25 protein-coding genes are annotated in these 26415 nt (G+C 62.4%); 11 read left to right on the forward strand and 14 right to left on the reverse strand.

Annotated elements, in window-relative coordinates; translation table 11 throughout:
• The first annotated feature begins 458 nt into the window (after positions 1-458).
• The 4 genes from uvrA (at position 459) to EOA13_RS22330 (ending at position 5990) form a co-directional block, all read left to right on the forward strand.
• Positions 459-3380: an excinuclease ABC subunit UvrA gene (gene uvrA / locus EOA13_RS22315; protein ID WP_127295903.1), complete on the forward strand. Its 2922-nt coding sequence runs from the start codon at positions 459-461 to the stop codon at positions 3378-3380.
• Positions 3381-3411: 31 nt separating this feature from the next.
• Positions 3412-3876, forward strand: coding sequence for a GNAT family N-acetyltransferase (locus EOA13_RS22320; protein ID WP_127295905.1), 465 nt, complete (start codon positions 3412-3414; stop codon positions 3874-3876).
• A 25-nt stretch (positions 3877-3901) separates the two neighbouring features.
• Positions 3902-4723, forward strand: a complete 822-nt coding sequence (locus EOA13_RS22325; protein WP_127295907.1) for a DUF72 domain-containing protein — start codon at positions 3902-3904, stop codon at positions 4721-4723.
• Positions 4724-4838: 115 nt separating this feature from the next.
• Positions 4839-5990 (forward strand): GGDEF domain-containing protein, encoded by a 1152-nt coding sequence (locus tag EOA13_RS22330; protein ID WP_127295909.1) that lies wholly within the window; start codon positions 4839-4841, stop codon positions 5988-5990.
• Positions 5991-6038: 48 nt separating this feature from the next.
• Here the strand turns inward: EOA13_RS22330 and EOA13_RS22335 are convergent, their stop codons facing one another.
• The 6 genes from EOA13_RS22335 to urtA form a co-directional block, all read right to left on the reverse strand.
• A complete protein-coding gene (locus tag EOA13_RS22335) occupies positions 6039-6215 on the reverse strand; it encodes a hypothetical protein (protein WP_081738697.1) in 177 nt (58 codons plus the stop codon).
• A 269-nt stretch (positions 6216-6484) separates the two neighbouring features.
• Positions 6485-7180, reverse strand: a complete 696-nt coding sequence (gene urtE / locus EOA13_RS22340) for an urea ABC transporter ATP-binding subunit UrtE (protein WP_023813006.1) — start codon at positions 7178-7180, stop codon at positions 6485-6487.
• Positions 7181-7249: 69 nt separating this feature from the next.
• Entirely contained in the window at positions 7250-7996 is a 747-nt protein-coding gene (gene urtD / locus EOA13_RS22345; RefSeq protein ID WP_127295911.1) for an urea ABC transporter ATP-binding protein UrtD, read from the reverse strand.
• 6 nt (positions 7997-8002) lie between these two features.
• Positions 8003-9235, reverse strand: coding sequence for an urea ABC transporter permease subunit UrtC (urtC, locus tag EOA13_RS22350; protein WP_127295913.1), 1233 nt, complete (start codon positions 9233-9235; stop codon positions 8003-8005).
• Positions 9232-10845, reverse strand: coding sequence for an urea ABC transporter permease subunit UrtB (gene urtB / locus EOA13_RS22355; protein ID WP_127295914.1), 1614 nt, complete (start codon positions 10843-10845; stop codon positions 9232-9234). The genes urtC and urtB overlap by 4 nt, the downstream gene beginning before the upstream one ends.
• A gap of 97 nt (positions 10846-10942) precedes the next feature.
• Positions 10943-12253 carry an urea ABC transporter substrate-binding protein gene (gene urtA, locus EOA13_RS22360; protein WP_027036733.1) on the reverse strand — a complete coding sequence of 437 codons (1311 nt, stop codon included), beginning with the start codon at positions 12251-12253 and terminating at the stop codon, positions 10943-10945.
• Positions 12254-12565: 312 nt separating this feature from the next.
• Here urtA and EOA13_RS22365 point away from each other — a divergent pair, with 312 nt between their 5' ends.
• Complete coding sequence (locus EOA13_RS22365; protein WP_127295915.1) at positions 12566-12979, forward strand: hypothetical protein; 414 nt, start codon at positions 12566-12568, stop codon at positions 12977-12979.
• A gap of 64 nt (positions 12980-13043) precedes the next feature.
• On the opposite strand, the gene EOA13_RS22370 is transcribed toward EOA13_RS22365, so the two are convergent.
• The 3 genes from EOA13_RS22370 to EOA13_RS22380 form a co-directional block, all read right to left on the reverse strand.
• Positions 13044-14615, reverse strand: coding sequence for a GMC family oxidoreductase (locus EOA13_RS22370; RefSeq protein WP_127295916.1), 1572 nt, complete (start codon positions 14613-14615; stop codon positions 13044-13046).
• Between the two features lie 46 nt (positions 14616-14661).
• Positions 14662-15192, reverse strand: a complete 531-nt coding sequence (locus tag EOA13_RS22375; protein WP_127295917.1) for a gluconate 2-dehydrogenase subunit 3 family protein — start codon at positions 15190-15192, stop codon at positions 14662-14664.
• Positions 15193-15273: 81 nt separating this feature from the next.
• On the reverse strand, positions 15274-15669 hold the full coding sequence (locus EOA13_RS22380) for a VOC family protein (RefSeq protein WP_127295918.1): 396 nt from the start codon (positions 15667-15669) through the stop codon (positions 15274-15276).
• Between the two features lie 208 nt (positions 15670-15877).
• On the opposite strand from EOA13_RS22380, the gene EOA13_RS22385 reads away from it, so the two are divergent.
• Positions 15878-16183: a ribbon-helix-helix domain-containing protein gene (locus tag EOA13_RS22385; protein ID WP_013531854.1), complete on the forward strand. Its 306-nt coding sequence runs from the start codon at positions 15878-15880 to the stop codon at positions 16181-16183.
• A gap of 10 nt (positions 16184-16193) precedes the next feature.
• On the opposite strand, the gene EOA13_RS22390 is transcribed toward EOA13_RS22385, so the two are convergent.
• The 3 genes from EOA13_RS22390 to EOA13_RS22405 all read right to left on the reverse strand — a co-directional run bounded on the left by EOA13_RS22390 (position 16194) and on the right by EOA13_RS22405 (position 20263).
• Positions 16194-16631, reverse strand: coding sequence for a VOC family protein (locus EOA13_RS22390; RefSeq protein ID WP_127295919.1), 438 nt, complete (start codon positions 16629-16631; stop codon positions 16194-16196).
• A 263-nt stretch (positions 16632-16894) separates the two neighbouring features.
• Entirely contained in the window at positions 16895-17602 is a 708-nt protein-coding gene (locus tag EOA13_RS22400) for a purine-nucleoside phosphorylase (protein ID WP_127295920.1), read from the reverse strand.
• Positions 17603-17689: 87 nt separating this feature from the next.
• Positions 17690-20263, reverse strand: a complete 2574-nt coding sequence (locus EOA13_RS22405) for an ATP-binding protein (protein WP_127295921.1) — start codon at positions 20261-20263, stop codon at positions 17690-17692.
• Positions 20264-20487: 224 nt separating this feature from the next.
• On the opposite strand from EOA13_RS22405, the gene EOA13_RS22410 reads away from it, so the two are divergent.
• Complete coding sequence (locus EOA13_RS22410; RefSeq protein WP_127295922.1) at positions 20488-21228, forward strand: flagellar biosynthetic protein FliO; 741 nt, start codon at positions 20488-20490, stop codon at positions 21226-21228.
• Positions 21229-21438: 210 nt separating this feature from the next.
• On the opposite strand, the gene dksA is transcribed toward EOA13_RS22410, so the two are convergent.
• Positions 21439-21855 (reverse strand): RNA polymerase-binding protein DksA, encoded by a 417-nt coding sequence (dksA, locus tag EOA13_RS22415; protein ID WP_013531862.1) that lies wholly within the window; start codon positions 21853-21855, stop codon positions 21439-21441.
• Between the two features lie 329 nt (positions 21856-22184).
• On the opposite strand from dksA, the gene EOA13_RS22420 reads away from it, so the two are divergent.
• The 4 genes from EOA13_RS22420 (at position 22185) to EOA13_RS22435 (ending at position 26008) form a co-directional block, all read left to right on the forward strand.
• Positions 22185-22688 carry a histidine phosphatase family protein gene (locus EOA13_RS22420; protein WP_127295923.1) on the forward strand — a complete coding sequence of 168 codons (504 nt, stop codon included), beginning with the start codon at positions 22185-22187 and terminating at the stop codon, positions 22686-22688.
• 63 nt (positions 22689-22751) lie between these two features.
• Positions 22752-24230, forward strand: a complete 1479-nt coding sequence (locus EOA13_RS22425) for a YcjX family protein (RefSeq protein WP_127295924.1) — start codon at positions 22752-22754, stop codon at positions 24228-24230.
• A complete protein-coding gene (locus EOA13_RS22430; protein WP_127295925.1) occupies positions 24227-25318 on the forward strand; it encodes a YcjF family protein in 1092 nt (363 codons plus the stop codon). Before EOA13_RS22425 ends, EOA13_RS22430 begins: the two co-directional genes overlap by 4 nt.
• A gap of 135 nt (positions 25319-25453) precedes the next feature.
• Positions 25454-26008 (forward strand): hypothetical protein, encoded by a 555-nt coding sequence (locus tag EOA13_RS22435; RefSeq protein WP_127295926.1) that lies wholly within the window; start codon positions 25454-25456, stop codon positions 26006-26008.
• A 66-nt stretch (positions 26009-26074) separates the two neighbouring features.
• On the opposite strand, the gene EOA13_RS22440 is transcribed toward EOA13_RS22435, so the two are convergent.
• Positions 26075-26341, reverse strand: a complete 267-nt coding sequence (locus tag EOA13_RS22440; RefSeq protein WP_127295927.1) for a hypothetical protein — start codon at positions 26339-26341, stop codon at positions 26075-26077.
• Between the last annotated feature and the right edge of the window lie 74 nt (positions 26342-26415).

The raw sequence follows: 26415 nt of genomic DNA on the forward strand, positions 1-26415 counted from the left end.
CTGCCGCCGCTCCAGTACCAACTGGAACCCTATGGGACGATCCGGTGGCGTCATAGCTCCGCTCCTTTGTCCATTGCGACGTTGTCGTCACGAAGCACAAATCGCAAATGCCTGCGGCGTCTCGCAGGCCGCCTTTGGGCGGCGAGGCCATCGAAAGACGGCCGTCTTCGTTGACTGCTGGAGACTGCTCCCGTCAGCTGGTGGCGTCAACCATCAATAGCCGGTTACCGAAAAATGTGATCGCCGGGAGGTTACGTGCAGGTCAGCTTTTGCACAGCTTTGTCAGGAGCGTGTTCGGCCTTTGTTCTTTCCGCTTGCCCGTTCACGCGAAAGACGGTTAAACGCTTTGGTCGGGAACTGTGGCGTCTCTCGACGTGGCGGCAAAACTACCTACATAGGGGATGGCCGGGAAAACCCGCCATTCCAGGAAATTCCAGATTCTGAGGCGGCGACCGGCTATGGCCGACCATAAATATCTTTCCATTCGCGGGGCGCGCGAACACAATCTGAAGAATGTCGATCTCGACTTGCCGCGTGACAGCCTGATTGTCATGACCGGCCTGTCGGGGTCCGGCAAGTCATCGCTTGCCTTCGACACGATCTACGCCGAAGGCCAGCGCCGCTACGTCGAAAGCCTGTCGGCCTACGCGCGGCAATTCCTTGAGATGATGCAGAAGCCTGACGTCGACCAGATCGACGGCCTGTCGCCCGCCATTTCCATCGAGCAGAAGACCACCTCGAAGAACCCGCGTTCGACGGTCGGCACCGTCACCGAGATCTACGACTATATGCGGCTGCTTTTTGCGCGCGTCGGCATCCCCTATTCGCCGGCCACCGGCCTGCCGATCGAGAGCCAGACGGTTTCGCAGATGGTCGACCGCGTGCTGGCGATCGAGGAAGGCACGCGCCTGTTCATCCTGGCGCCGATGGTGCGCGGCCGCAAAGGCGAGTACCGCAAGGAATTGCTGGAGTTGCAAAAAAAGGGCTTTCAGCGCGTCAAGGTCGATGGCGTCTTCTACGAAATCGCCGACGTGCCGGCGCTGGACAAGAAGTACAAGCATGACCTCGACGTCGTCGTCGACCGCATCGTCGTGCGCGGCGATCTCGCAACGCGGCTCGCCGATTCCATCGAAACGGCGCTGAAGCTGGCCGATGGGCTGGCGGTCGCCGAATTCGCCGACAAGCCGCTCGATGCCAGCCAGACCGGCGAGGATTCGGTCAACAAGTCGAAGAACGAGACGCATGAGCGCATCCTGTTCTCGGAAAAGTTCGCTTGCCCGGTCTCCGGCTTCACCATTCCGGAAATCGAACCGCGGCTGTTCTCGTTCAACAACCCGTTCGGCGCCTGCCCGACCTGCGACGGTCTCGGCAGCCAGCGCGCCATCGACGGCAATCTGATCGTGCCGGACGAAAACGTCTCGCTGCGCGACGGCGCCGTCAGCCCGTGGGCGAAGTCGACCTCGCCCTATTACGCGCAGACGCTGGAAGCGCTGGGCAAGGCTTATGGCTTCAAGCTTGGCGACAAGTTCAAGGATTTGTCCGAAGAGGCCAAGGAAGCCATCCTGCACGGCACGGGCGAGCGCGAAATCACCTTCCAGTATGATGACGGCCTGCGCTCCTACAAGACCACCAAGACCTTTGAAGGCGTCATTCCCAATCTCGAGCGGCGCTGGAAAGAGACCGAATCCGCCTGGATGCGTGAAGAAATCGAGCGCTTCATGTCGGCCACGCCCTGCCCGGCCTGCAAGGGGTATCGGCTGAAGCCCGAGTCGCTGGCGGTGAAGATTGCCGGCAAGCACATTGGCGAAGTCACCGAGCAGTCGATCCGCAACGCCGACAAATGGTTCACCGACCTGCCCGCATCCCTCAACGACAAGCAGAACGAGATCGCGGTGCGGGTCTTGAAGGAGATCCGCGAGCGGCTGCGCTTCCTCAACGATGTCGGCCTCGATTATCTGACGCTGTCGCGCAATTCCGGCACGCTGTCGGGCGGCGAAAGCCAGCGCATCCGGCTGGCGTCGCAGATCGGCTCCGGTCTTACCGGCGTGCTCTATGTGCTGGACGAGCCGTCGATCGGCCTGCATCAGCGCGACAATGCCCGTCTGCTCGATACGCTGAAGCATCTGCGCGACATCGGCAACACGGTGATCGTCGTCGAGCATGACGAGGACGCCATCCTGCATGCCGACTATGTCGTCGACATGGGCCCGGCCGCCGGCATCCATGGCGGCGAGATCATCGCCCAGGGCACGCCGCAGCAGGTGATGGCCAATCCCAATTCGATCACCGGCAAATATCTGTCGGGCGCGCTCGAAGTGGCGACGCCTGGTGTCAGGCGTGAAGCGAAGAAGAACCGCCGCCTGAAGATCGTCGGCGCGCGCGGCAACAATCTGAAGAACGTCACCGCCGAAATCCCGCTCGGCACCTTCACCGCCGTCACCGGCGTGTCCGGCGGCGGCAAGTCGACCTTCCTGATCGAGACGCTGTTCAAGGCCGCCTCGCGACGCATCATGGGCTCGCGCGAACATCCGGCCGACCACGACCGCATCGAGGGCCTCGAATTCCTGGACAAGGTCATCGACATCGACCAGTCGCCGATCGGTCGCACGCCGCGTTCGAATCCCGCCACCTATACCGGCGCCTTCACGCCGATCCGCGACTGGTTCGCTGGCCTGCCCGAAGCCAAGGCGCGCGGCTACCAGCCGGGACGCTTCTCCTTCAACGTCAAGGGCGGCCGCTGCGAGGCCTGCCAGGGCGACGGCGTCATCAAGATCGAGATGCACTTTTTGCCCGACGTCTACGTCACTTGCGACGTCTGCCACGGCAAGCGCTACAACAGAGAGACGCTCGATGTCGTGTTCAAGGGCAAGTCGATCGCCGACGTGCTCGACATGACGGTCGAGGAAGGCGTCGACTTCTTCGCCGCCGTGCCCGGCGTGCGCGACAAGCTCGAAACGCTGAAGCAGGTCGGCCTCGGCTACATCCACATCGGCCAGCAGGCGACGACGCTGTCAGGCGGCGAGGCGCAGCGCATCAAGCTGGCCAAGGAACTGTCGCGCAAGGCAACCGGCAAGACGCTCTATATCCTCGACGAGCCGACCACCGGCCTGCATTTCCACGACGTCGCCAAGCTGTTGGAAGTGCTGCACGAACTGGTCGACCAGGGCAACACGGTGGTGGTCATCGAGCACAATCTCGAAGTGATCAAGACCGCCGACTGGGTGCTCGACCTCGGCCCCGAAGGCGGCGACGGCGGCGGCGAACTGGTTGCCTCCGGCACGCCGGAAGCAATCGTGCGCGAGAAGCGCAGCTACACCGGCCAGTTCCTCAAGGAACTGCTGGAGCGGCGCCCCGGAGGCAAGCGCGAAGCGGCGGAGTGATCGGACCGGTTGGCGCCTGGAGAGCTTTTGAATGAAAATCAGAAGAGCGCTTGCCGGCGATCTCCAAACCGTCGTCTCGCTGACCGAAGCGGCCTATGCACCGTACATCGCCCTGTTCGGCGCACCGCCGATCCCGGTCACCGAGGACTATGCGCCGCGCATTGAGGGCGGCGAGGTGTGGGTGTTAGAGAGCGGCAGCGAAATTGCCGGAGTGCTCACACTGGAACGGCATGACGACCACGCGATGATCTTCTCCGTCGCGGTCTCCCCTGATTTTCAGGGCAAGGGCTTCGGGATCACCTTGCTCAAACACGCCGACGAACAGACACGCCTGTGGGGCCTGCCCGAGATCCGGCTCTACACCAACGCCAGGATGGAGCGGAACATCGCGCTCTATCTGGCCTACGGTTTCCACGAAACGGGTCGCCGGCCCAATCCTTATCGGCCAGGATGGGTGCTCGTTGACATGGCAAAACCAGTCGATGAAACGGCCTGATTTTTCTTCACTTGGGAGGACGACAATGAGCACATCGGGAACAATCCGCGCCGGCATGGGCGGCTGGACCTTCGAGCCCTGGGATACGTCCTTCTATCCCGACAAGCTTCCCAAGGCCAAGCAGCTGAACTACGCCACTCGCCAGGTGCCGAGCATCGAGGTCAACGGCACTTACTATTCCAGCTTCAAGGAGCCGACCTTCGTTAAATGGGGCAACGAGGCGCCGGACGGTTTCGTGTACTCGCTAAAGGGCAACCGCTTCGTCACCAACCGGCGCGTGCTCGGCGAGGCCGGCGAATCGATGATGCGCTTCCTCGGCTCGGGTGTTGCCGCGCTCGGTGAAAAGCTCGGGCCGATCCTGTGGCAGTTCGCGCCGACCAAGAAATTCGATCCGGGCGATTTCGAAGCCTTTTTGAAACTGCTGCCGGAAAAGCAGGACGGCGTTGCGATGCGCCATGCGCTCGAAGTCCGCAACGACAGTTTTGTCGTGCCGGAATTCGCTGCCCTGGCGCGCAAATACAAGGCCGCGATCGTTTACGCCGACCATGCCAAATATCCCGATATCGCCGATGTCACCGGTGATTTCGTCTACGCCCGGCTGCAGACCGGCAGCGATGACAATCCCGACTGCTACACGCCGAAAGGCCTCGATGAATGGGCCGCGCGGGTAAAGATTTGGGCGCAAGGCAAGCAGCCGGCCGACCTGCGGCGCGCCGACCCCGCCACCGATGCGCCGGTCAAGCCGCGCGACGTGTTCGTCTACTTCATCACCGAGGGCAAGGTGCGCGCGCCGTTCGGCGCCATGGCACTGATGAAGCGGGTGGACCAGGGTCAGCCGGTGCCCTGACGCAGCGGAATCATGGCATCTTCGCCATCGTCGTAACCTTATCGATACCTCCTTGCTGCATGAATCCAGCTGAACCAGTCACAGATTTGGGCCGCCGCGGGCAAGGACGAGGGGCATGTCGCTCGACTACACTTCACTTCTGTTGGCTGTCGGTTTTTCCGCTGCCTGCCTGAGCCTGACATTGTTTGGCATGTGGCTGACCGCTCGCTCGGAGAGATTCCTGCTGACATGGGCGACCAGCCTGGTGTTCGTGGTCGGCGATATTTTCGTCTATGACGCCTATATCGAAATGCCCGGGCGCCTGCTGGGCATCGCCACGCTGGCTTTCCTCCTGCTCGGTTTCTCGACAATGCTGGGCGCGGCCTATCAGTTCAGAACCGGCGGCTCGCCAGTGCCGCGAACGGCGTTTGGCAGCGCCATTTCGCTGGCCGTGACGTTGCCTCCGATGGCTCTAGGCTATGACGGGCTGGGCTTCATGTTCGAAAATGCCTTCGCCGCCTTGCTTCTGTTCGCAACGGCGGTCGAATACTGGAAAGGCCGCGACGAAGCCCCTGCCCTGACGATCGGTATCACCGCGCTCTATTCGGCCACGGCCGCATCGTTCGCTCTCTGCGCCATGGTTCTAGCCTCGGAGGGGAAGCTGGTCCTTGGACATGCGCCAAGCAACTGGGCCGAGGAACTGAGCCTCATCATCGTCATCGCCAGCATGACCGGCATCGGGGCGCTTTCCCTGGCCCTGAACCAGGGACGCCTTGCCCGGCATCACCGCCACAATGCCCTGACCGACCCGCTGACCGGCCTGCTCAACCGCCGCGCCCTGTTCGACCTGCACGGCGATACGCCGGTCGGCGCCTTCACGGCGGTGGTCGTCTTCGATCTCGACAACTTCAAGGCCATCAACGACGAATTCGGCCACGCCGCCGGCGATGAGGTGCTGAAGGTGTTCGCACGGGAACTCGCCGGCAATCTCCGCCCGGCCGACGTCGCCGCGCGCATGGGCGGCGAGGAATTCGCGCTGGTGCTCAAGCGGACCTTGCCCGAAACGGTGGAGGCCACCGCCGAGGCCATACGGGCAGCTTTCGCCGCGCACTGCATCGAAACCGAGACGGGTTCGCTGATATGCACGGTTAGTGCCGGATTTGCATTCGGCACCAAGGAAGGCCTCGGCTTCGACAAGGTGCTCAACGCCGCCGACAAGGCGCTCTACGACGCCAAACGCGGAGGCCGCAACCGCGTCACCGCCTCTGCGTTCAGGCGCGCAGGCTGATCGCGCGTATCAACACCGGCCTCTGATCGGGGGTAGACGAATGCGCTCCTAGGCCGCCATGACAATCTCATTGAAGGTATCGAGATCGACATAGAAGACCTTGGTGATCTCCTCGATCAGATCGTCGTAATCGCAGCCCTGTGATCTCAAGATGTTGATGGCAGCGATGATATCGACACGTTCGATAAGCCGCCGCTTCTGGTAATCCTCGACGTAACGTTCCATGGCTGTCCCTTAGCCTGTGTGCCCAAACGCGTTTGAACGACAGAGATCGCAGGAGGGAAGCTAGGCAGCCTTGCTTGCGTGAAACTTGCCCGGCATTGGCCGTGCTCCTCGATCTGCGATAACCAGACTGATACGGAAGCGGCCGACTCACAAAGCCAAGGAAAAGACTAGCACGCGATGCTCGGCGTGCCAGAGACGCAGGTGATCAGAAGGAGAAATATTGGACTTGCCAAGAACTTAGGATCGCCAACTGAAGTTCACCGCCGATTCTAGACGGTCAGGAACTTCCTGACATCAGCCCGGTCCAGATCTTCCGCCGGGCCGGTATGGACGATCACGCCACGGTCCATGATGTTGACTTCGTCGGCCAACTCGCGGCAGAAATCGAGATATTGTTCGACCAGAAGCACGGCGATGCCGGCCTGGTCACGCAGGTAGCGGATGGCGCGGCCGATGTCCTTGATGATCGAAGGCTGTATGCCCTCGGTCGGCTCGTCGAGCACCAGCAGTTTCGGCCGCATCACCAGCGCCCTGCCGATAGCGAGCTGCTGCTGCTGGCCACCGGAAAGATCGCCGCCTCGACGGCCGAGCATCTGCTTCAGCACCGGGAACAATTCGAAGACATGCGCCGGAATGTTGCGGTCGGCCCGTTTCAGCGGCGCGAAGCCTGATTCCAGGTTCTCCCGCACAGTGAGCAGCGGAAAGACCTCCCTGCCCTGCGGTACGAATGCGATGCCCGACCGGGCGCGGTCATACGCCGCGCTCCGGTCGAGCGCCTTCCCCTCGAAGGCAACGCTTCCGCTCGTCAGCCGGTGATGGCCGACGATCGATCTCATCAAACTGGTCTTGCCGACGCCGTTGCGGCCGAGCACGCAGGTGATCTTGCCGGCGCCCGCCTTCAGCGACACGCCGCGCAGTGCCTGGGCGGCGCCGTAGTGCAGCGTGGCATTGGAAACTTCGAGCATGTCAGCGCCTTTTCCAGAACCGCAGGAACGACAGATCGAAGTGATGGAACTGCACCCGCCAGACCATGCTCATCTCCCCAGATAGACTTCGACGACACGCTCGTCGGCCGACACGAAATCAAGTGTGCCTTCGCTCAGCACCGAGCCCTCATGCAGGCAGGTGACCTTGACGCCGAGCTCGCGCACGAAATGCATGTCATGCTCGACGACGATGACCGAATGGTCGCGGGCAATATCCTTGAGCAGCCGCGCGGTTTCCTCGGTCTCGGCATCGGTCATGCCGGCGACCGGTTCGTCGACCAGCAGCAGTTTCGGATCCTGCGCCAGGAGCATGCCGATCTCGAGCCACTGCTTTTGCCCATGGCTCAGATTGGCCGCCAATTCGTCACGCTTGTCGCCAAGCCGGATGATGCCGAGGATGTCATCGATCTGCCGCGTCTCGGCGGTCGAGCGGCGATGGAACAGCGCCGGGAAGATCGAGCGCGGCCCCTTCAGCGCCAGCATCAGGTTTTCCTCGATCGTGTGGCTTTCGAAGACGGTCGGCTTCTGAAACTTGCGGCCGATGCCCATCATGGCGATCTCGGCCTCGTCATGCTTGGTCAGATCGACCTGGCCATCGAAGAACACTTCGCCTTCATCGGGCCGCGTCTTGCCGGTGACGATGTCCATCATCGTCGTTTTGCCGGCGCCGTTGGGGCCGATGATGGCGCGCATCTCGCCCTTGTCGAGCACCAGCGACAGATTGTTGATGGCGCGAAAGCCGTCGAAGGAGACCGAGACGCCGTCGAGATAGAGGATCGTGTTCGACTTCGACATGATCGCTCACTCCGCCGGCTGCGGTTCGGGGTTGCTGGCGGACCAGTCGCCGGGCTTTCTCGCCTCGCTGCGAACGATTTTCGCCGGCGGCGGCACGTCGGCATCGGTGCCGGCTTCCTCGGCAATCGAAGCTGCCCGCAACGCCTTGGCGTTGCCGCGCCAGGAATCCCACATGCCGATGATGCCCTTGGGCAGCAAAAGCGTGACGGCGACGAACAGCCCGCCCAATGCAAACAGCCAGAATTCCGGCAGCACGCCGGTGAACCAGGATTTGCCGGCATTGACCAGCAACGCACCGATGATCGGCCCGACAATGGTGCCGCGTCCGCCGACAGCCGCCCAGACGACGACTTCAATCGAATTGGCCGGCTCGAACTCGCCCGGATTGATGATGCCGACCTGCGGCACGTAGAGCGCGCCGGCAATGCCGGCCATGACGGCCGAGATGGTGAAGGCGAACAGTTTTACATTCTCGGCCCGCCAGCCGAGGAAGCGCGTGCGGCTCTCGGCATCGCGTACCGCCATCAGGAGCTTGCCGTATTTGGAGCCGACGATCGCCCAGGTGACGAACACGGCAAGTGCCAGCATCACGGCGCTGGCCGCGAACAGCGCCGAACGCGTCGCGTCGGCCTGCACGTTGAAGCCCAGAATATCCTTGAAATCGGTCAGGCCGTTGTTGCCGCCGAACCCCATATCGTTGCGGAAAAAGGCAAGCAGCAGCGCGTATGTCATCGCCTGGGTGATGATCGAGAGATAAACGCCGGTGACGCGGCTACGGAAGGCGAACCAGCCGAAGACGAAAGCGAGCAGACCGGGCACCGCGAGCACCATGAGGCCGGCGAACCAGAAATGGTCGAAACCATACCAGAACCACGGCAATTCCTTGTAGTTCAGGAACACCATGAAGTCGGGCAAGATGGGATTGCCGTAAACGCCGCGTGAGCCGATCTGGCGCATCAGATACATGCCCATCGCATAGCCGCCGAGCGCGAAGAAGGCGCCGTGGCCAAGCGAAAGGATGCCGCAATAGCCCCAGACAAGATCGAGCGCCAAGGCGAGCAGCGCATAGCAGAGATATTTGCCGGTCAGCGCGACAATGTAGGATGGGATGTAGAAGGCGCTGGTAGGAGACACCGCAAGGTTGAGCAGCGGCACGATGACGGCCACCGCCAGCAGGATGAAGATCGTGATGGCGATGCGGCGGTCCGCGCCGGCGGCAAAGAAGCGTCCCGTGATCATGCTTCCACCGCCCTGCCCTTGAGCGCGAACAGGCCGCGCGGGCGCTTCTGGATGAACAGGATGATCAGCACCAGCACGACGATCTTGCCGAGCACCGCGCCCGCATAGGGCTCGAGGAACTTGTTGACGATGCCGAGCGAGAAGGCGCCGACCAGCGTGCCCCACAGATTGCCGACGCCGCCGAAGACAACGACCATGAAACTGTCGATGATGTAGCCGCGACCGAGATTGGGCGAGACGTTGTCGATCTGGCTGAGCGCGACACCGGCAATGCCTGCAATGCCGGAGCCGAGCGCGAAAGTCAGCGCGTCTACCCATGGCGTCCTGATGCCCATCGAGGCGGCCATGCGCCGGTTGGCGGTGACGGCGCGCATCTGCAGGCCCCAGGGCGTGCGCTTCATCACGTAGAGCAGGATGCCGAAGACAGCGAGCGCGAAAACCAGGATCCACAGGCGGTTCCAGGTGATCGCCAACTGTCCGACATTGAACGAGCCCGACATCCATGAGGGGTTGCCGACCTCCTGGTTGGTCGGCCCGAAGATCGAGCGCACGGCCTGTTGCAGGATCAGCGAGACGCCCCATGTCGCCAGCAGCGTTTCAAGCGGCCGGCCATAGAGGAAACGGATGACGCCGCGCTCGATGATCAGGCCAACCAGAGCGGCGACGAGGAAGGCCAGCGGCAGTGCGATGACCAGCGACCAGTCGAACAGGTCCGGGAAGGATGTACGGATCACCTGCTGGACGACGAAGGTCGTGTAGGCGCCGAGCATGACCATCTCGCCATGCGCCATGTTGATGACGCCCATGACGCCGAAGGTGATGGCGAGGCCGATTGCCGCCAGCAGCAGCACCGAGCCCAGCGAGATGCCGTACCAGATGTTCTGCCCGGCATCCCAGAAGGCCAGCGTCGAATTGATGTTGGCGATCGCGGCTGTCGCCGCTTGCCTGACCGCGTCGGTGGAATTCGCCTCGACCGAGGTGAGCAGGGAAACCGCATCGCGGTCGCCACGCGCGCCGATCAGGGCAATTGCTGCGAGCTTGTCGGCTTCAGGCCGGTCGGAGACCAGAACGGAGGCGGCACGAGCCTGTTCGAGCAGAGCCTTGACTCTGGCCACGGTCTCGCTGGCAATTGCCGCATCGAGCGGTCCGATGTTTGCGGCGTCGGGCGTCTTGAACATGGTGTCGGCGGCGGCAATGCGCACGGCCGGATCCTTGGCGCCGAGCGTCAGCGTGCCCAACGCATCGCGGATGACGCGACGCAGCGTGTTGTTGACCTTGATCTTGGTGATGTCGTCCTTGGCCGCCTCGCCCGATGCCTCGCCGCTCAACGGGTCGGAAAGCTGGACGCTTTCGCCCGCTTCCTTGCCGACGAACACCAGGGAATCGGCCTTGCGGACATAGAGGTTGCCGTCGGCCAGTGCCGCAAGCGGCCGCTCCACCGCCGGATCGCCGGCAGCAGCCAGTTCGTGGACGACGGCTCCGATCTCGGAAAAGCCCTTGGCCGCGGCGAATTTGGCGATGATGCCGCGCAGATCGGCTTCGGCAGCGCCCGATGACGACAGCGTCGCCAGCAGGAACAGCAGCGTCAAGCCTGCGCGGATAAAGGTCATCGGCTTCCGTTACCCTTTTCGAAGGTTTTAAATGGGCGTCCGGACGACGGAGGAAGCCGTCCGGACGCGCGGTCTGACTAAGTCAGCCCTGGGAGTATCAGTTCGTTCCCTTACCGCCGCACTTGCCGGTGGCAACATTGAAGTTGCCGCAGGACAGAGGCGCGCGCCAATCGGAGATCAGGTCCTTGGAATCAGGCAAATAGTCGGACCATTCGTCGCCCATCACCAGACCCGGCGTGCGCGACACAGTTTCGAACTGGCCGTCGGCCTGGATTTCACCGATCAGCACCGGCTTGGTGATGTGGTGGTTCGGCATCATCGTCGAATAGCCGCCAGTCAGGTTCGGCACCGACACGCCGATCATGGCGTCGATGACCTTGTCCGGATCGGTGGTCCCGGCCTTCTCGACCGCCTTCACCCACATGTTGAAGCCGATATAATGGGCCTCCATCGGGTCGTTGGTGGTGCGCTTGTCGTTCTTGATGAACTTGTGCCAGTCGGCGATGAACTTCTTGTTCTCGGGCGTGTCGACGCTCTCGAAATAGTTCCAGGCGGCGAGATGGCCGACCAGCGGCGCGGTGTCGAGACCGGCAAGCTCTTCCTCGCCGACCGAGAAGGCCATGACCGGGATGTCCTCGGCCTTGATGCCCTGGTTGCCGAGTTCCTTGTAGAACGGCACGTTGGCATCGCCGTTGACGGTCGAGACGACGGCGGTCTTCTTGCCGGCCGAACCGAACTTCTTGATCGCTGAAACCTCGGTCTGCCAGTCGGAGAAGCCGAACGGCGTGTAATTGACCATGATGTCTTCCGCCGCCACACCCTTGGCCTTCAGATAGGCTTCGAGGATCTTGTTGGTGGTGCGCGGATAGACGTAGTCGGTGCCTTCCAGCACCCAGCGCTTCACCGAACCGCCATCCTCGCTCATCAGGTAGTCGACGGCCGGGATGGCCTGCTGGTTCGGCGCAGCACCCGTGTAGAACACGTTGCGTTCGCTTTCCTCGCCCTCATACTGGACCGGGTAGAACAGGATGTTGTCGAGTTCGGAGAACACCGGCAGCACCGATTTGCGCGACACCGAGGTCCAGCAACCGAACACCGCCGCGACCTTGTCCTTGGAAATCAGTTCGCGCGCCTTTTCGGCAAACAGCGGCCAGTTGGAAGCCGGATCGACAACCACCGCCTCGAGCTTCTTGCCGAGCAGGCCGCCCTTGGCGTTCTGCTCGTCGATGAGCATCAGCATGGCGTCCTTCAGCGTCGTCTCCGAAATCGCCATGGTCCCCGACAGCGAATGGAGAATGCCGACCTTGATCGTATCGTCGGCGGCCTTGACAGGAGCGGACGTCAACAGGCCGGCGGCGACCACACCAGCCGAAAACATTTTTGTTATTGTCGAGAAATTACCCCTCATATTACGGACTCCCAAGCTGTTTGATTGCACCGCAACACTACAATGCAACCCCCATGCCAACCGCTCTGGCGATCCCGAAAGGATACAAATAGCTCAGAGATATCAGCGCCTTGGAATATAGGGCTTCCAAAACAAAGTGAGGCGGCCAGAAATCGATTGAGGGAAATTTGCGCAGCTTACGCAGTCATTGCCTAATTTTCACTCACTCCTTCCGACTGCCTAGATTTTGATCTCAACGGCCGTGCCTCAGGCGACCGATGTTGCGGGGCGGTGCAAAAATAGGGCAAGCTCGCTCTTCAAGCGAGCGACGTCATGGTTTCAGGGATTTCACGCATTTTCATCAGCATACTGCTTCTGGCCGCGGCACCCGGGGCCGCGCGAGCCGATTTCAGCGACGGCAAGATGCCTGACGGCACCTATCATTGCGAAGTGTACCTGCTTGGCATGTTCCTCAGCCTCGGCGACATCACCATCAAGGGGAACGTCTACAGCGGCCCGGCCTACACCAGCCTCCGCGTCTTCGGCCCCGTGCAGCAGGGCTATAACTATCAAATGGACGCAAACGGCGTGATCTCGTGGCTGGGGCCATTGGGCGGCTACACCGCCGGCGGCAATTCACTGTCGCTGACCCAGGCGACGCTGGACGGCGAAACCGTGCCCTCGTTCGACATCATCATGAAGCAACCCGACGGCGCCTTCACCGCCTCGACCTGCACCAGGCAATAAGGCGGCAAGAAAAAGGCGCGGAACCTTGCGGGTTCCGCGCCAGCAGTCAGTCGGGAGGATGTGACTAGATCGTCTTGGCTGACATCTGCGCGGCGATGTAGTCGGCCTGACGGATCGCGAGCGACACGATCGTCAGGGTCGGGTTTTCGGCGGCTCCGGTGGTGAACTGGCTGCCGTCGGACACGAACAGGTTCTTGATGTCGTGCGCCTGGCCGTGCTTGTTGACGACGCCGTCTTCCGCTTTCTCGCTCATCCGGTTGGTGCCGAGATTGTGGGTCGACGGATAGGGTGGCGTCGGGAAGATGCGGGTGGCGCCGACCGCATCGTAAAGTGCCGTAGCCTGCTTGTAGGCGTGGTTGCGCATCGCCGTGTCGTTCGGATGGTCGTCGAAATGCACGTCGGCGATCGGCATGCCGTGCGCGTCCTTCTCGTCGGCATGCAGCGTGATGCGGTTCTCCGCCCGTGGCATGTCCTCGCCGACGATCCACAGGCCGGCCATGTGGTCGTAGTGATCGAGTGCGGTGGTGAACGAGCGGCCCCAGGCACCCGGATCGAGGAAGGCTGCCATGAACGGCAGGCCGAGCGACAGTGTCTCGAATTCGTAACCACCCACGAACCCACGAGACGGATCATGGCGCGCCTCGTCGCGGATGATACCGGCCATGGTGGTGCCGCGATACATGTGCACCGGTTTGTCGAAGATGGCATAGACCGAGCCGGTGGTGTGGCGCATGTAGTTCTTGCCCACCTGCCCCGATGAGTTGGCAAGCCCATCGGGGAATTTTCCCGATGCCGAATTGAGCAGCAGCCTTGGGCTCTCGATCGAATTGCCGGCAACCGCGACGATGCGGGCCTTCTGCTCCTGCAGCTTGCCGTCCTTGTCGGCGTAGACGACGCCGGTCACCTTTCCGCTGGCGTCATGGTTGATCTTGATCGCCATGGCATTGGGCCTCACTTCGAGATGGCCTGTCGCCTCGCCCTTGGGTATCTCGGTGTAGAGCGTCGACCATTTGGCGCCCCATTTGCAGCCCTGGAAGCAGAAGCCGGTCTGCTGGCAGGACATGCGGTCGTCGCGATCAACCGAGTTGATCGCCATGTTGCCGGTGTGGCATTCCTTGTAGCCGAGCTTGTCGGCACCGGCCTTCAGCACCTTGAAATTGTTGTTGCCCGGCAGTCGCGGCCAGTCATTGGTGCCGGTGACGCCCATCTTGGCCTCAGCCTTGGCATAGTAGGGCTCCATCTCGGCCAGCGTGATCGGCCAGTCGAGCAGGTTGGCGCCTTCCAGTTTGCCGTAGGTCGACAGCGTCTTGAACTCATGCTCCTGGATGCGCAGCGAGGCTCCGGCCCAGTGCGTGGTCGAACCGCCGACCGACTTGACGATCCAGGCCGGCAGGTTGGGAAAATCCTTGGCCACACGCCAGTCACCCGACGTGGTGCGCTTGTCGGTCCAGGCGAGCTGGCTGAACGAACCCCACTCGTCATTGATGAAGTCTTCGTATTCGTGGCGCGCGCCGGCTTCCAGGATGACGACGTCGACACCCTTCTGGGCGAGTTCGTTGCCGAGCGTGCCGCCGCCGGCGCCCGAGCCGATGATGACGACGACGCCGTCGTTGTTCAGATCAAATGAAGCTGCCATGGTTTCCTCCCATGATTTCTGTTTGCGGGTTCAGGAACAACGGGGCTCAGAGCCACTCGATGTCGTCGAAACCGCGCGCGATGTAGCCGCCCTTGGAATAGGACTCGCCCTCGTAACCGAAGATCGGCCACACCTCTTTCTGGTTGTAGAGGCCGACCACGAGGCCGCCTCTGATGGCCTGGAAGAACGGCGTCGTCTCGACCTGCTTCAGCACGGCGACTCGCTGGTCCTCCCAGCCAAGGCCGCGGTAGCCGCCGTCACCGGACTTCTTGTCGAGGTCGGCGATACCGTCTTCGATCATTGTCTTGTAGGCGACGTCCTTGCCGGCCTGCTCGTCATGGCCTTTCACGGCAACGGCGTAATATTTGTCGGGAACCTGATCGTGCGGATAGATGTCGCGCGCCATCTGGATCAGCGTCGCCATGGTTTCGGGCTTGAGTGCCGATGTCTCGAGCCCCCAGGCATGCTCAGGGCTGATGACGGCGCTGCCGGAGATGACGAGCAGCGCGCCGATGCCGCCGCGTTTGAGAAGCTCACGACGTGAAAGCCCGGGCTTCGCGTCATAGATCGTGACCATTTTATTCCTCCCTGCTTGCTATGTGCACTGTTGAGAGTGCGTTTGCTGGCGCCGCGCCTGCCGGCGCGGCTGCTATGTCTCCTATTGGAAGCGACCTGCGCGTTGCAGAACCTCGATCTTGTAGCCGTCCGGATCCTCGATGAAGAAAAAGCGGGCGATCAGCGACCCGTCGCGATTGAACTCGACGATCTTCTTCGGGTTGAGGCCGAGCGCACCGAGACGGTCATGTTCGCTGTCGAGATCGACGACCGAGACCGCAAAGTGGCCGTAGCCGTCGCCGAGCCCGTAAGGCTCCTGCCGATCCTTGTTCACGGTCAGTTCGAGCTCGAACCCTGCCTCGGCATTGCTGAGGTAAAGGAGAGTGAATGTCTCGAAATCCAGCCTGTCGGCGACATCGAGCCCGAAGGCGTTTCTGTAGAAATCGACCGATCGGGCTTCGTCGAGGACCCGGATCATACTGTGTATCGCCTTGGCCAAATCAGTCTCCGCGCTGGTGTGGAGGCGATTATGCGCGGCACGGACAAAAGGTGGTGGCAGCCGGTTACCACGCCAGCAACCGCGAACGGGACGAAAGTCCGATTGCCGGCCCGGCAATTTTGCCTGAGAATGCATATGGGGACAGGTCAAGCAGTATCAAACTGCACGCCCGTCCACCCAAGATCAACAATCATGGGAGGTTTGTCGGATGTGCAGGGTGTTTGCGGGCCAGGATCCCGAAGGCTATCGCCAGATCAACCGGTCGATTCGCATCGACGGCCACTCGACCAGCATCCAGCTCGAAGCGACATTTTGGGCTTTGCTGGACGAAATCGCTGAAAACCAGAATCTGACGACGCCAAAATTCATCTCCAAGCTCTATGACGAAGCCATAGAGATCAACGGCGCCATCCCGAACTTTGCGTCGATGCTGCGCACCACCTGCGCGCTCTATCTGCGCGGCCATCGGCCAGGAATGGATGAGCAGATGGTGCCGAAGCGGGAGGCTGCTTAGCGCATTGCGCTCAGCTGAGTTCTTGCGCGAGCCCGATGAGAAGCCCTCCGGGCCCTCGAATGTAGCAGAGCCGATACACGTCTTTATACTGGACGACTTCGCCTTCGAGCCGCGCGCCGCGATTGCGGAGCCTTTCGAGCGTCCCTTCAATGTCGTCCACGGTGAACATGACGCGGAGGTAACCTAGGGCGTTTACCGGGGCGTTGCGGTGATCCGCGACGACAGGCGGGGTGAGGAAACGGGACAGTTCGAGCCGGCTGTGGCCGTCCGGCGTGCGCATCATGGCAATCTCGACGCGCTGATCGCCCAGCCCAGTGACACGTCCGGCCCATTCTCCTTCGATCGTAGCCCGCCCTTCGAGCTCAAGGCCGAGCTCGCGAAAGAAACCAATCGTCTCTTCGAGGTCATCGACGACGATTCCTATGTTGTCCATCCGTTTGAGCGCCATGTGTTCAGTCTACAAGGCGTCGTCCAGGTCGTAAACTCATTAGGCTGCTTGCCAGCTGAGGATTACTTCCAGCCGGCCGATCTGGTGCTGCTGTGCGCTTACCGACGCCGCCCGCCATGCCCTCCCTGGCCTGGCGCCTGAAAGACCAGGAGGTCGCCGACGTCCTGACCTATGTGCGCGCCAGCTGGGGCAACGCCGCCCCGGCGGTCTCCTCTGACGATGTCGCTGCCGTACGCAAGGGGCTGCCCCGGTAGACCCGTACTCTAGCTCTCTGCTGCGACAGCGAGCGCCAGACGGCTCATGTCTGCGAACAATTCCTGGCGCTCGGAATAGTCGGTCTGTTCGCCGGTCTCGATGTTGTCGACCACGACACACATCGACAGCGCACGCGCGCCGAAATGCTCCGATATGCGATAGAGCGCGCTGGTTTCCATATCCACGGCCAGGGCTCCTTCCGACCGCGCAACGGCAAAACGAGCGCGCCCTTCCGGGTGATAGAAGATGTCGCTGCACACCGTCAGGCCGGCATGATGGTCGATGCCGAATTCTACCGCCTTGGCCAGTGACGATGCGAGAAGCGCCGGGTCGGGGCCAGCGGGTCGATAAAGGCCGAAAACCTGGCCACTCTGGGCGCTTTCCGCCTGTGCCGATTGCGAGATGACAAGGCTGCGCAGTTTTGCCTTTGCGGTCAGGCTGCCGCAGGTGCCGGTGCGGATCAACGTCCGGGCGCCATAATGGTCCAGCAGTTCATGCGCATAGATCAGAAACGATGAAACGCCGATGCCCGTCGCTTGAATGCTGATGGACTTGCCACGAAACAGCCCTGTGAAGCCAAGCGTGCCGCGGCGACGATTGATGCAGCGCGGCGCTTCCAGGAAAGTTTGCGCCATCCACTCGGCACGCTGCGGGTCACCCGGCAACAACACCGTGTCGGCGTAGTCGTCCTTGTCCGCTTCGTTGTGCGGCGTCACCAGTTGCTCCCCCTTAGCCTTCCTGCCGTTTCACCCGCAATCATGGCGTTGTCACGGCGTTGCGCAAGGAGGAACCTGGCGAAGGCTCTAAGACTCCAGCACGTCCTTGACGATCGTCGCCAGTTGCTTGAGCGAAAACGGCTTGGGCAGAAAGCCGAAATGCGCATCTGCCGGCAGGTTTCTGGCGAATGCGTCTTCGGCGTATCCGGACACGAAGACGAACTTGATGTCCGGTTGGCGCTTGCGCAATTCACCAAGCAGTGTCGGTCCGTCCATTTCCGGCATCACCACGTCGGAAACGACAATATCGACCTTGCCGCCCAGCGCCTCGAACACTTCCAGCGCCTCGACGCCCGACGATGCCTCGTGCACGGTGTAGCCGCGCGAGGTCAGCGCCCGCATGCCGCCCATGCGCACGGCATCCTCGTCCTCGACGAGCAGCACCGTGGCCGAGCCCGACAGATCCTTGGCCGGATCGGCGACCTTTGCCGGCGCCGCCGGCGCATCGCCGGGCTCGCCTGCTTTTTTCGCTTCCGCAATATGACGCGGCAGGAAAATGCGGAAGGTCGAGCCTTTGCCGACTTCCGAATCGCAGAAGATGAAGCCGCCGGTCTGCTTGATGATGCCGTAGACCATCGACAGGCCAAGGCCGGTGCCCTTGCCGACTTCCTTGGTGGTGAAGAAGGGCTCGAAAATCTTCTTCAGCACGTCGGGCGCAATGCCGCTGCCGGTGTCCTCGACTTCGACCACGACATAGTCGGCCGGGGCCAGTTCGCGATAGGAAAAGGCCTTGCACTCCTCGGCGGTTACATTTCGGGTGCGCACGGTCAGATCGCCGCCCGCCGGCATAGCATCGCGCGCGTTGACCGCAAGGTTGACCACCACCTGTTCGAACTGCCCGATATCGACCTTGACCGGCCATAGGTCACGGCCATGGTCGACCTTCAGCTTGATGTCGTTGCCGACCAGACGGGCCAGCAGCATCCTGAGATCGGCGAGCACGTCGGTCAGGTTGAGCACTTCCGGCCGCAATGTCTGCTTGCGCGAGAAGGCCAGAAGCTGCCGCACCAGCGAAGCCGCCCGGTTGGCGTTCTGCTTGATGTTCATGATGTCGGGGAAGGAGGGGTCCGACGGACGGTGATTGGTCAACAAAAGGTCGGACGCCATGATGATGGCGGTCAGCACATTGTTGAAATCATGCGCGATGCCGCCGGCAAGCTGGCCGACCGCTTGCATCTTCTGGCTTTGCGCCATCTGCCCTTCGAGCGCTTTCTGCTCTGTCGTCTCGACGGCGTAGACGATGGCCGACTCCTCGGCGCCCTCGCCGCCAGTGCCGTCGGCGACAGCGTTGACGTAGAAACGGATGTGCCGTTCGTCGTTGCCGGGCAGAAGCGTGTCGATCGGCTCGATGTCGGCCTGCCTCTGCTGCGCCTTTTCGAAAGCCGAGGCAAAGGCAGGCCGGTCGCGTTCATGGATGACCGTGTCGAGCCGCACACGACGATCGACGGCGTCGCGGTCGACAACGGACGAAAACAGCGACAGGAACGGAGCATTGGTGCGCAGGATGCGCCCGTTGTGGTCGACGCCGGCTATCGCCATCGGTGTCGAGTTGAAGAAGCGGGTGAAGCGCACTTCCGAAGCCCGCAGGTCGGCCGAAGCGTCCTCGCCTTGCGTGCGGTTGAGCACGATCGTGCGTGTCGGCCCGTTCAATCCTTCGCGGCTGGCCGAAACGCGGTGCATGAAGCGCACCGGCAGCGCTTCGCCCGTCATGGTCGTCAGGTCGAGATCGATCACCGCGTTGCGTGTGGTGCCGGGGTCGGCCTTGACCGAGCGGACCAGCGCCATGCCGTCACCGGCCACGATCTCCGAGAGAGACACGGCACCGGGCGTGAAACTGGTGAGGTCGATGCCCAGCCATTCGGCGAGCGTGGCGTTGATGTAGGTGACGCGGCCCTCTTGGTCGGCCGAAAAGAAGCCGGCCGGCGCGTGGTCGAGGTGATCGATCGCCTTTTGCAGATCGAGGAAGAAGCGCTCCTGCTCGGCCCGCTCCTGCGAGATGTCGGCAAGCTGCCAGGCCAGCATCGGCAGCCGCTGGCCCGGAACGCTGAAGGCGCGGGCGCGGGCGCGGTACCAGCGGGCGCCCGGCTCGGCACCGGGCCGGATGGACTGCGCGAGCCTGAACTCGCCGTCGCCCGGCTGGCCGTCGCGCAGGCCGGACGCCAGGCGATAGATCGTCACCGAGGCTTCGGGGACATCCGAGAGCAATCCCTCGACGGTCTTCAGGTCGGCGGCGGACGATGCTCCGGTCATATCCGCATAGGCGCGGTTGGCGTAGACGACGCGGCCCTTGGTGTCGGTGACGAGAAGCCCCTGCGACATCGAATCGACGAAGGATTTCGACAGTTCGTCGCCGGTCGAGCGTGGCGTGACCTGCACGAAGCCGATCGCTGTGGCAAACAGGAAGCCGACGCCGATCATCGCCAGCACGCCGAGCATGCCGAGCAGGAAAGGATCGCCGAGGCGCTCGCGGAAAAGCCCGAAGACGATCGCCGCCCCCGTCAGAACGACGATGAAAATGATAAGCCGGGTGACTGCGCCCGGTCGCGTATTCTGGTCGACGATCGGTACCGGATAGAAATCGCCGCGCGCTTCCTTGGCCATGTGCCCCCTGCTCGTGAATTCCGGTGTTCCGACACCCGCCCCGTACCGGGTTGAATCACATTCTCCTAGTCCGGAAAAGGCCTGGGCGGCAAATGTCGGATAAAAATGATGTCTTTCGGCCTTCTGGGTTTTTCAAGCTGTTCACCGGCGTGAAACGCAACTTGCGGTGGCCCGCTGCAACGGTCTAGTGTCTCGTCACTTCCAAGGGCGATCAGGGGAAACCAATGCAATGGCTCGATAGCGTGGCAGGTCCCGGTTATGCCGCAGCATTGTTGTGGACGTTTGCAGCGCTTGTCCTGCTGGTCATCGTTCTCGTCATCATCAAGCTGGTGCGCAACCTGACATTCGGAACCTTCGTCGCCGGTGGCCGGAACCGCAAGACGCGACTGGCCGTCATGGATGCCACCGCCGTCGACAGCCACCGCAGGCTGGTGCTGATACGGCGCGACGACATCGAACATCTGCTTCTGATCGGCGGCCCGACCGACGTCGTCGTCGAGCGCGATATCCGACTTTCGGCGCTACGCCGGCCGGCATTGACCGGAGATGGCGGCTTGCAGCCGGTTCCGGCCGCCGCGGCCCCGGCAAGACCGCGTCCGCCGCAACCCGCTCCGCCGCCGGCGAGACAGGCTCCCGCTCCACAGCCGGTGAACACGACGCCACCCGCCCGCCCGCGTACAACAGCGCCGCCGGCACCTGCACCGAAGCCGGCAACGCAAAGCTATCAGCCGACCAATGTCACGCCGTTGCCGGCCTACGGCTCCGCCAATGCCAACACCGCCCGGCACGCGCCGCCACCACCGCAGCCGGTGCAGGACAGCATCGACGACACGCTGATGAGGGAACTCGAAGTGTCGCTGGACCAGCCCCGTTCGGGCGGCCCCGTGGGCAAGCCGGCGGCGCCGCCGTCGCTCGACGACGAGATGACCAAGCTTCTCGGCGAACTCTCCAGTCAGAAGAGATGAGCGACCGCCGGGTCGCTATCACCGCGAAACATCGTCGCCGGTCCACTGGTCCACTGCCGAACCACCTCGTCCGAAGCGCCATACCAAGGGTTTGCTGCCTTCGCCCGTCCTGAGCGGTGGATGCCGCACCAATAAAAATGGCCGGAAAACCGGCCATTCAGAATCGAGTTCGTTCGAGGACAGCCGGCCGTGAGCCGCCGGCCTTGACCTTCAGTCGTCGCGATAGACTTTTTCGCGGCGCTCATGCCGCTCCTGCGCTTCGATCGACAATGTCGCGATCGGACGCGCATCGAGCCGCTTCAGCGCGATCGGCTCGCCGGTCTCTTCGCAATAGCCGTAAGTGCCTTCGTCGATGCGCTGCAGGGCGGAATCGATCTTTGCGATGAGCTTGCGCTGACGGTCGCGGGCCCTGAGTTCGATGGCGCGGTCGGTTTCCGAAGAGGCGCGATCGGCCAGATCGGGGTGGTTGGCGTTTTCTTGCTGCAGGATTTCCAGTGTTTCGCGCGCTTCGCGCAATATGTCATTCTTCCAGGTGACGAGCTTTGAGCGGAAGTAGGATTTCTGCCGCTCGTTCATGAACGGCTCGTCTTCGGAGGGTACGTAATCGGCGGTAACGATGTCGTTCATTCGACTCACCCAAACTGCCCCAAATTTGGCGCCTATATATTCGTCGTCCGACGCCTGCACAAGCGCAATCGGCCGCTGTTTCACGCAATTGTTAAAGTACCCCGTCACGCACTTTGCAGCCGCGTACGTGGCTTTGGTACAAACTCCGCCGAGACACTTTGGATCCGTGGCTCATGCTTTCCGAGATCGGCCGTGATCCCGGGGCCGATACGCAAGCGCCTTTTGCAGCAAGCAGCATTGGGTGATTCGCCGTGTTTGAAGAGCACGGGCCATTGTGCGCAACACCGTTCTCGTGGCTAATCCCGGGAGGCTTCGGCATCGGAGGTTGGGTGAGCAGGCTTTATCTGTTGCGACACGCAAAGGCTGGCTGGGCACTGCCCGGCATGCGGGATTTCGATCGCCCGCTCGATGCGTCCGGCCGCGCCGATGCCGAAATGGTGGGGGCCGCCATGCGCTCCCGCCTCTATGTTCCGGACCGGACGCTCTGCTCCAATGCCAAGCGCGCCAAGGAAACGCTGGAAGGCCTGGCCGGCCAGACCGACACCGGCCGGGTTCTGTTCTTCGACGCGCTCTACAGCGCGGACGCGGCCGGGTACCTCCACCTTATCCGCGACAATGGCGGATCAGGCTCATTGCTGGTCATTGGCCACAACCCGATGATGGAAGACCTCACCATGGCAGTTTCGGGCGACGGCGACGAGACCGCGCGGGTCACGCTGAACCATGGGTTCCCGACCGCGGGCCTGGCGGTCGTCCGCTTCGACGGCGATCTTGCCAGCGCCGCCCAAGGCACCGGTTATCTCGAAGCGTTCCTGACGCCGGCCGATCTCTGAAGCCATTTCAAAGCCCTGATACAGCGCCTATATCGAACGGACCGAAGTTCGAGAGAGCATATTTTGGCATCATCGCTGACCACCTTCACCGACGAGGCGAGGATTGCCCTCGATACGCTTTCGGGCCGCGCCACCGGGCTTTTTTCCCCATCGCTGCGCCTCGGCGTGACGGGATTGTCCCGCGCCGGCAAAACGGTGTTCATATCGGCCCTTGTCCACAATTTGATCCATGGCGGCCGCCTGCCGCTGTTCGAGGCGCAGAAATCTGGGCGCATCGCCCGCGCCTTCCTCGAGCAGCAGCCCGACGACGCGGTGCCGCGTTTCCAGTACGAGGACCACATCGCCGCCCTGGTCAACGATCGTGCCTGGCCCGATTCGACGCGCGCCATTTCGGAACTGCGGCTGACCATCGAATATGAATCGGCTTCCGGCTGGAGCCGCATGTTTTCCTCCGGCAGATTGTCGGTCGATATCGTCGACTATCCCGGCGAATGGCTGCTCGATCTGCCGCTGCTCGGCAAATCCTTTGCCGATTTTTCGCACGAAGCCTTTGAAATGGCCGTTCTGCCGGTGCGCGAGGACCTTTCGCAGGGCTGGCGGGCGTTGTCGTCCGGGATCGATCCGAACGCCGACGCCGACGAGATGACGGCGCGCCGCCTGGCCGAAAGCTTCGCCGCCTATCTGAAGGCCTGCAAGCTCGATGAGCGGGCGCTTTCGACCTTGCCGCCCGGCCGCTTCCTGATGCCGGGCGATCTGGAAGGCTCGCCTGCACTGACCTTCGCGCCCTTGGCCGGGATCGGCGACAATCGTCCGCGCCCGGGGTCGCTGCACGCCATGATGGACAGGCGCTATGAGGCCTACAAGACGCATGTCGTCAAACCCTTCTTCCGCGAACACATCACGCGCCTCGATCGCCAGATCGTGCTGATCGACGCCATGCAGGCGCTGAACGCCGGCCCCGGCGCCATGGCCGACCTGGAACGCGCGGTAACCGAGATCCTCAGCTGTTTCCGACCCGGCCGGGGCAGCTTCCTCACCGACCTGTTCTCGCGGCGCATTGACCGCATCCTGGTTGCCGCGACCAAGGCCGACCATCTGCATCACGAAAGCCATGACCGCCTGCAGGCGATCGTGCGGCGGCTTGCCGACCGCGCCGTGGCACGGGCGAATTTCACCGGCGCCGACGTCGATGTGGTCGCCATGGCGGCGGTGCGCGCGACGCGCGAAGGCACCGTCAAGCAAGGCCGAGAGACGTTGCCAGTCATTATCGGCACGCCGATCGCCGGCGAGAAGATCAACGGCGAAACCTTCGATGGAAAAACTGAAACAGCCATATTTCCCGGTGATTTACCGGAGAAAATTGATGCGGTTTTTGATCTTTCGGGAGCCGATCACAAGCAGGATGCCGCGGACCCTGCAATCCGCTTCGTCCGTTTCCGTCCCCCAAAGCTAGAACGCACGGCCGAAGGTATCACCCTGTCGCTGCCGCATATCAGGCTCGACCGTGCCTTGCAGTTCCTGATCGGAGATCATCTGGCATGACCGCGCCCCGCAAGCCGGCAGCGTTCCGCATCGAGCCGGAAGCCGAACCAAGGCAAGAGGCACCGCAGGCGCGCCGTACCCAGACCGACACCCAGCGCAAAACCCGGCCGATGAAGACCGATGTCGCGATGGTCATCCCGGCGGAAGTCGATGTCTTCGACGAGCCTGACATCATTGCCGCGGAGCCGCCGCCGGCCATTGCCCCCAGGAAGCGTTCGCTGCTCGGCAGCATCTTCTTCGGCGCCTTTGGCGTGCTGGTTTCGCTGGCGGTCGGCCTATGGACCGACCAGCTCATACGCGACCTCTTCGCGCGCGCCGAATGGCTGGGCTGGCTGGCCGCGGGCATGGCTGCCATCGCCGTGCTGGCGCTTATGGTGATCCTGATTCGCGAGTTCCTGGCGATCGCCCGCCTTGCCGAGGTCGAAAAGCTGCAGAAGCGTGCGCTCGACGCGATCGCCCGCGACGATCCCAAGGCTGCACGATCGGTCGTCGACGAATTGTCGGCCTTTGTCGCGGCCAAACCCGAGACCGCGGCCGGCCGGCGCGCGCTGGCCGAACTGCGCGGCGAAATCATCGACGGCGGCAATCTCGTGCGCCTGGCCGAGGCTGAAATTCTCGGACCACTCGATGCCAGGGCGAAGGTGATGATTCTCGAAGCCGCCAAACGCGTTTCGCTGGTGACGGCGGTCAGTCCACGCGCACTCGTCGATGTCGCCTATGTCGTGTTCGAGGCGGGGCGGCTCATTCGCCGCCTGTCGGAACTCTATGGCGGACGGCCGGGAACGCTGGGTTTCTTCCGCCTGGCGCGCAGCGTGCTGGCGCATCTGGCGGTTACCGGCTCGATCGCGGTCGGCGACAGTTTCGTCCAGCAGATCGTCGGCCACGGCCTGGCCGCGCGCCTTTCGGCCAAGCTTGGCGAGGGCGTCGTCAATGGCATGATGACGGCGCGCATCGGCATCGCCGCGATGGAGAGGGCGCGACCCCTGCCCTTCAGCGCCGCCAAGCGTCCCGGATTGGGCGACTTCCTCTCGGCGCTGACATCGTTCGCAACCAGGAAAGACGGTGAAACGACCCCATCCGGCAAGTGAGCCGGGCTGAAGTGTCTGGATCTTCGGAATTGTTACCGGACTGCTTTGCGGCGGCCCCGCGGTGACGAAGCATTAACCAATCTTGTTCATGGTCAGACGGGTTCCAAACAGCATCTTTGTTGCCGGGTGTCGTCGATGAAAAGCGTAATTCTATCCAGCGTCCTGCCCCTGGCAACGGTGATTACGGCAGTCGTCGGCATTGCCGGAGTGGCCTCTGCGGCGGAGCCGGACAAGCAGTTCTTCCAGTCCGCCGAAGGCAAGTGGATCGGTCCCGGCGAAATCGTCGCCGGCAAGTACAAAGGCACGAAGTTCAACTGCAGCTTCACCGGCTCGACGCCCGACGGCAAGGTCGGCATGTCGCTCGACGGCGGCTGTCGGGTCGGCATGTTCACCCAACCGATGTCGGCCAAGATCGAGCGCAAGGGACGTGAGGGCTACAAGGGCAGCTTCATGGGTGGCGCGACCGGTTCCGGCCTCGACATCATCGGCGGCAACGTCGTCGATCCCCGCAAGGTGGTCTTCACCATCAACCGCAACCAGCTGCGCGGCGTCATGCAGGCTCGCATCCCTGACGACAATTCGATGACGGTGACTATTGCCGTGCGCGTCGACGACCAGTTGGTGCCGGTGATCGGCATGAGCCTGAAGCGCGTCGACGCAGTCGAAGTCGGCTCCATCGCGCCGAACTGAACAATTCAAAAGAAAAGGCGGCGACCCAACGGTCGCCGCCTCGTTTGATCCAATCGAATCAGGGCGTTAGCCTTTGATCGTGGCCGTCAGTTCGTCATAGGCCTTGCAGGAGTCGGCCAATGTCGTAGCGCCCTGATACTTGGTTGTCACCGCCTGGACCTTGGCCGTCAGATCAGCCGCTTTGGACGGGTCCTTGGTAATCGCTTCCTGAAGTGCTGCAGCCATGTCCTGCGCCTTCTTGGTCGCGATCTCCGCCGTGCACTCAGGCGCCTTCGAGCAAGCCGAACCGGCAAGCACCGCCAGGCCGACGGCAACAAACAAAAACTTCTTCATGTCAGTCATCTCCTCAAAAAGGGCGCGACTTGATCGTCGATCACCCTCCAATGGCCGAAGCCGAGCGTCCTTAG

This window comes from Mesorhizobium sp. M7A.F.Ca.US.011.01.1.1 (assembly GCF_003998295.1).
In the GTDB taxonomy this organism is placed as follows: Bacteria; Pseudomonadota; Alphaproteobacteria; order Rhizobiales; family Rhizobiaceae; genus Mesorhizobium.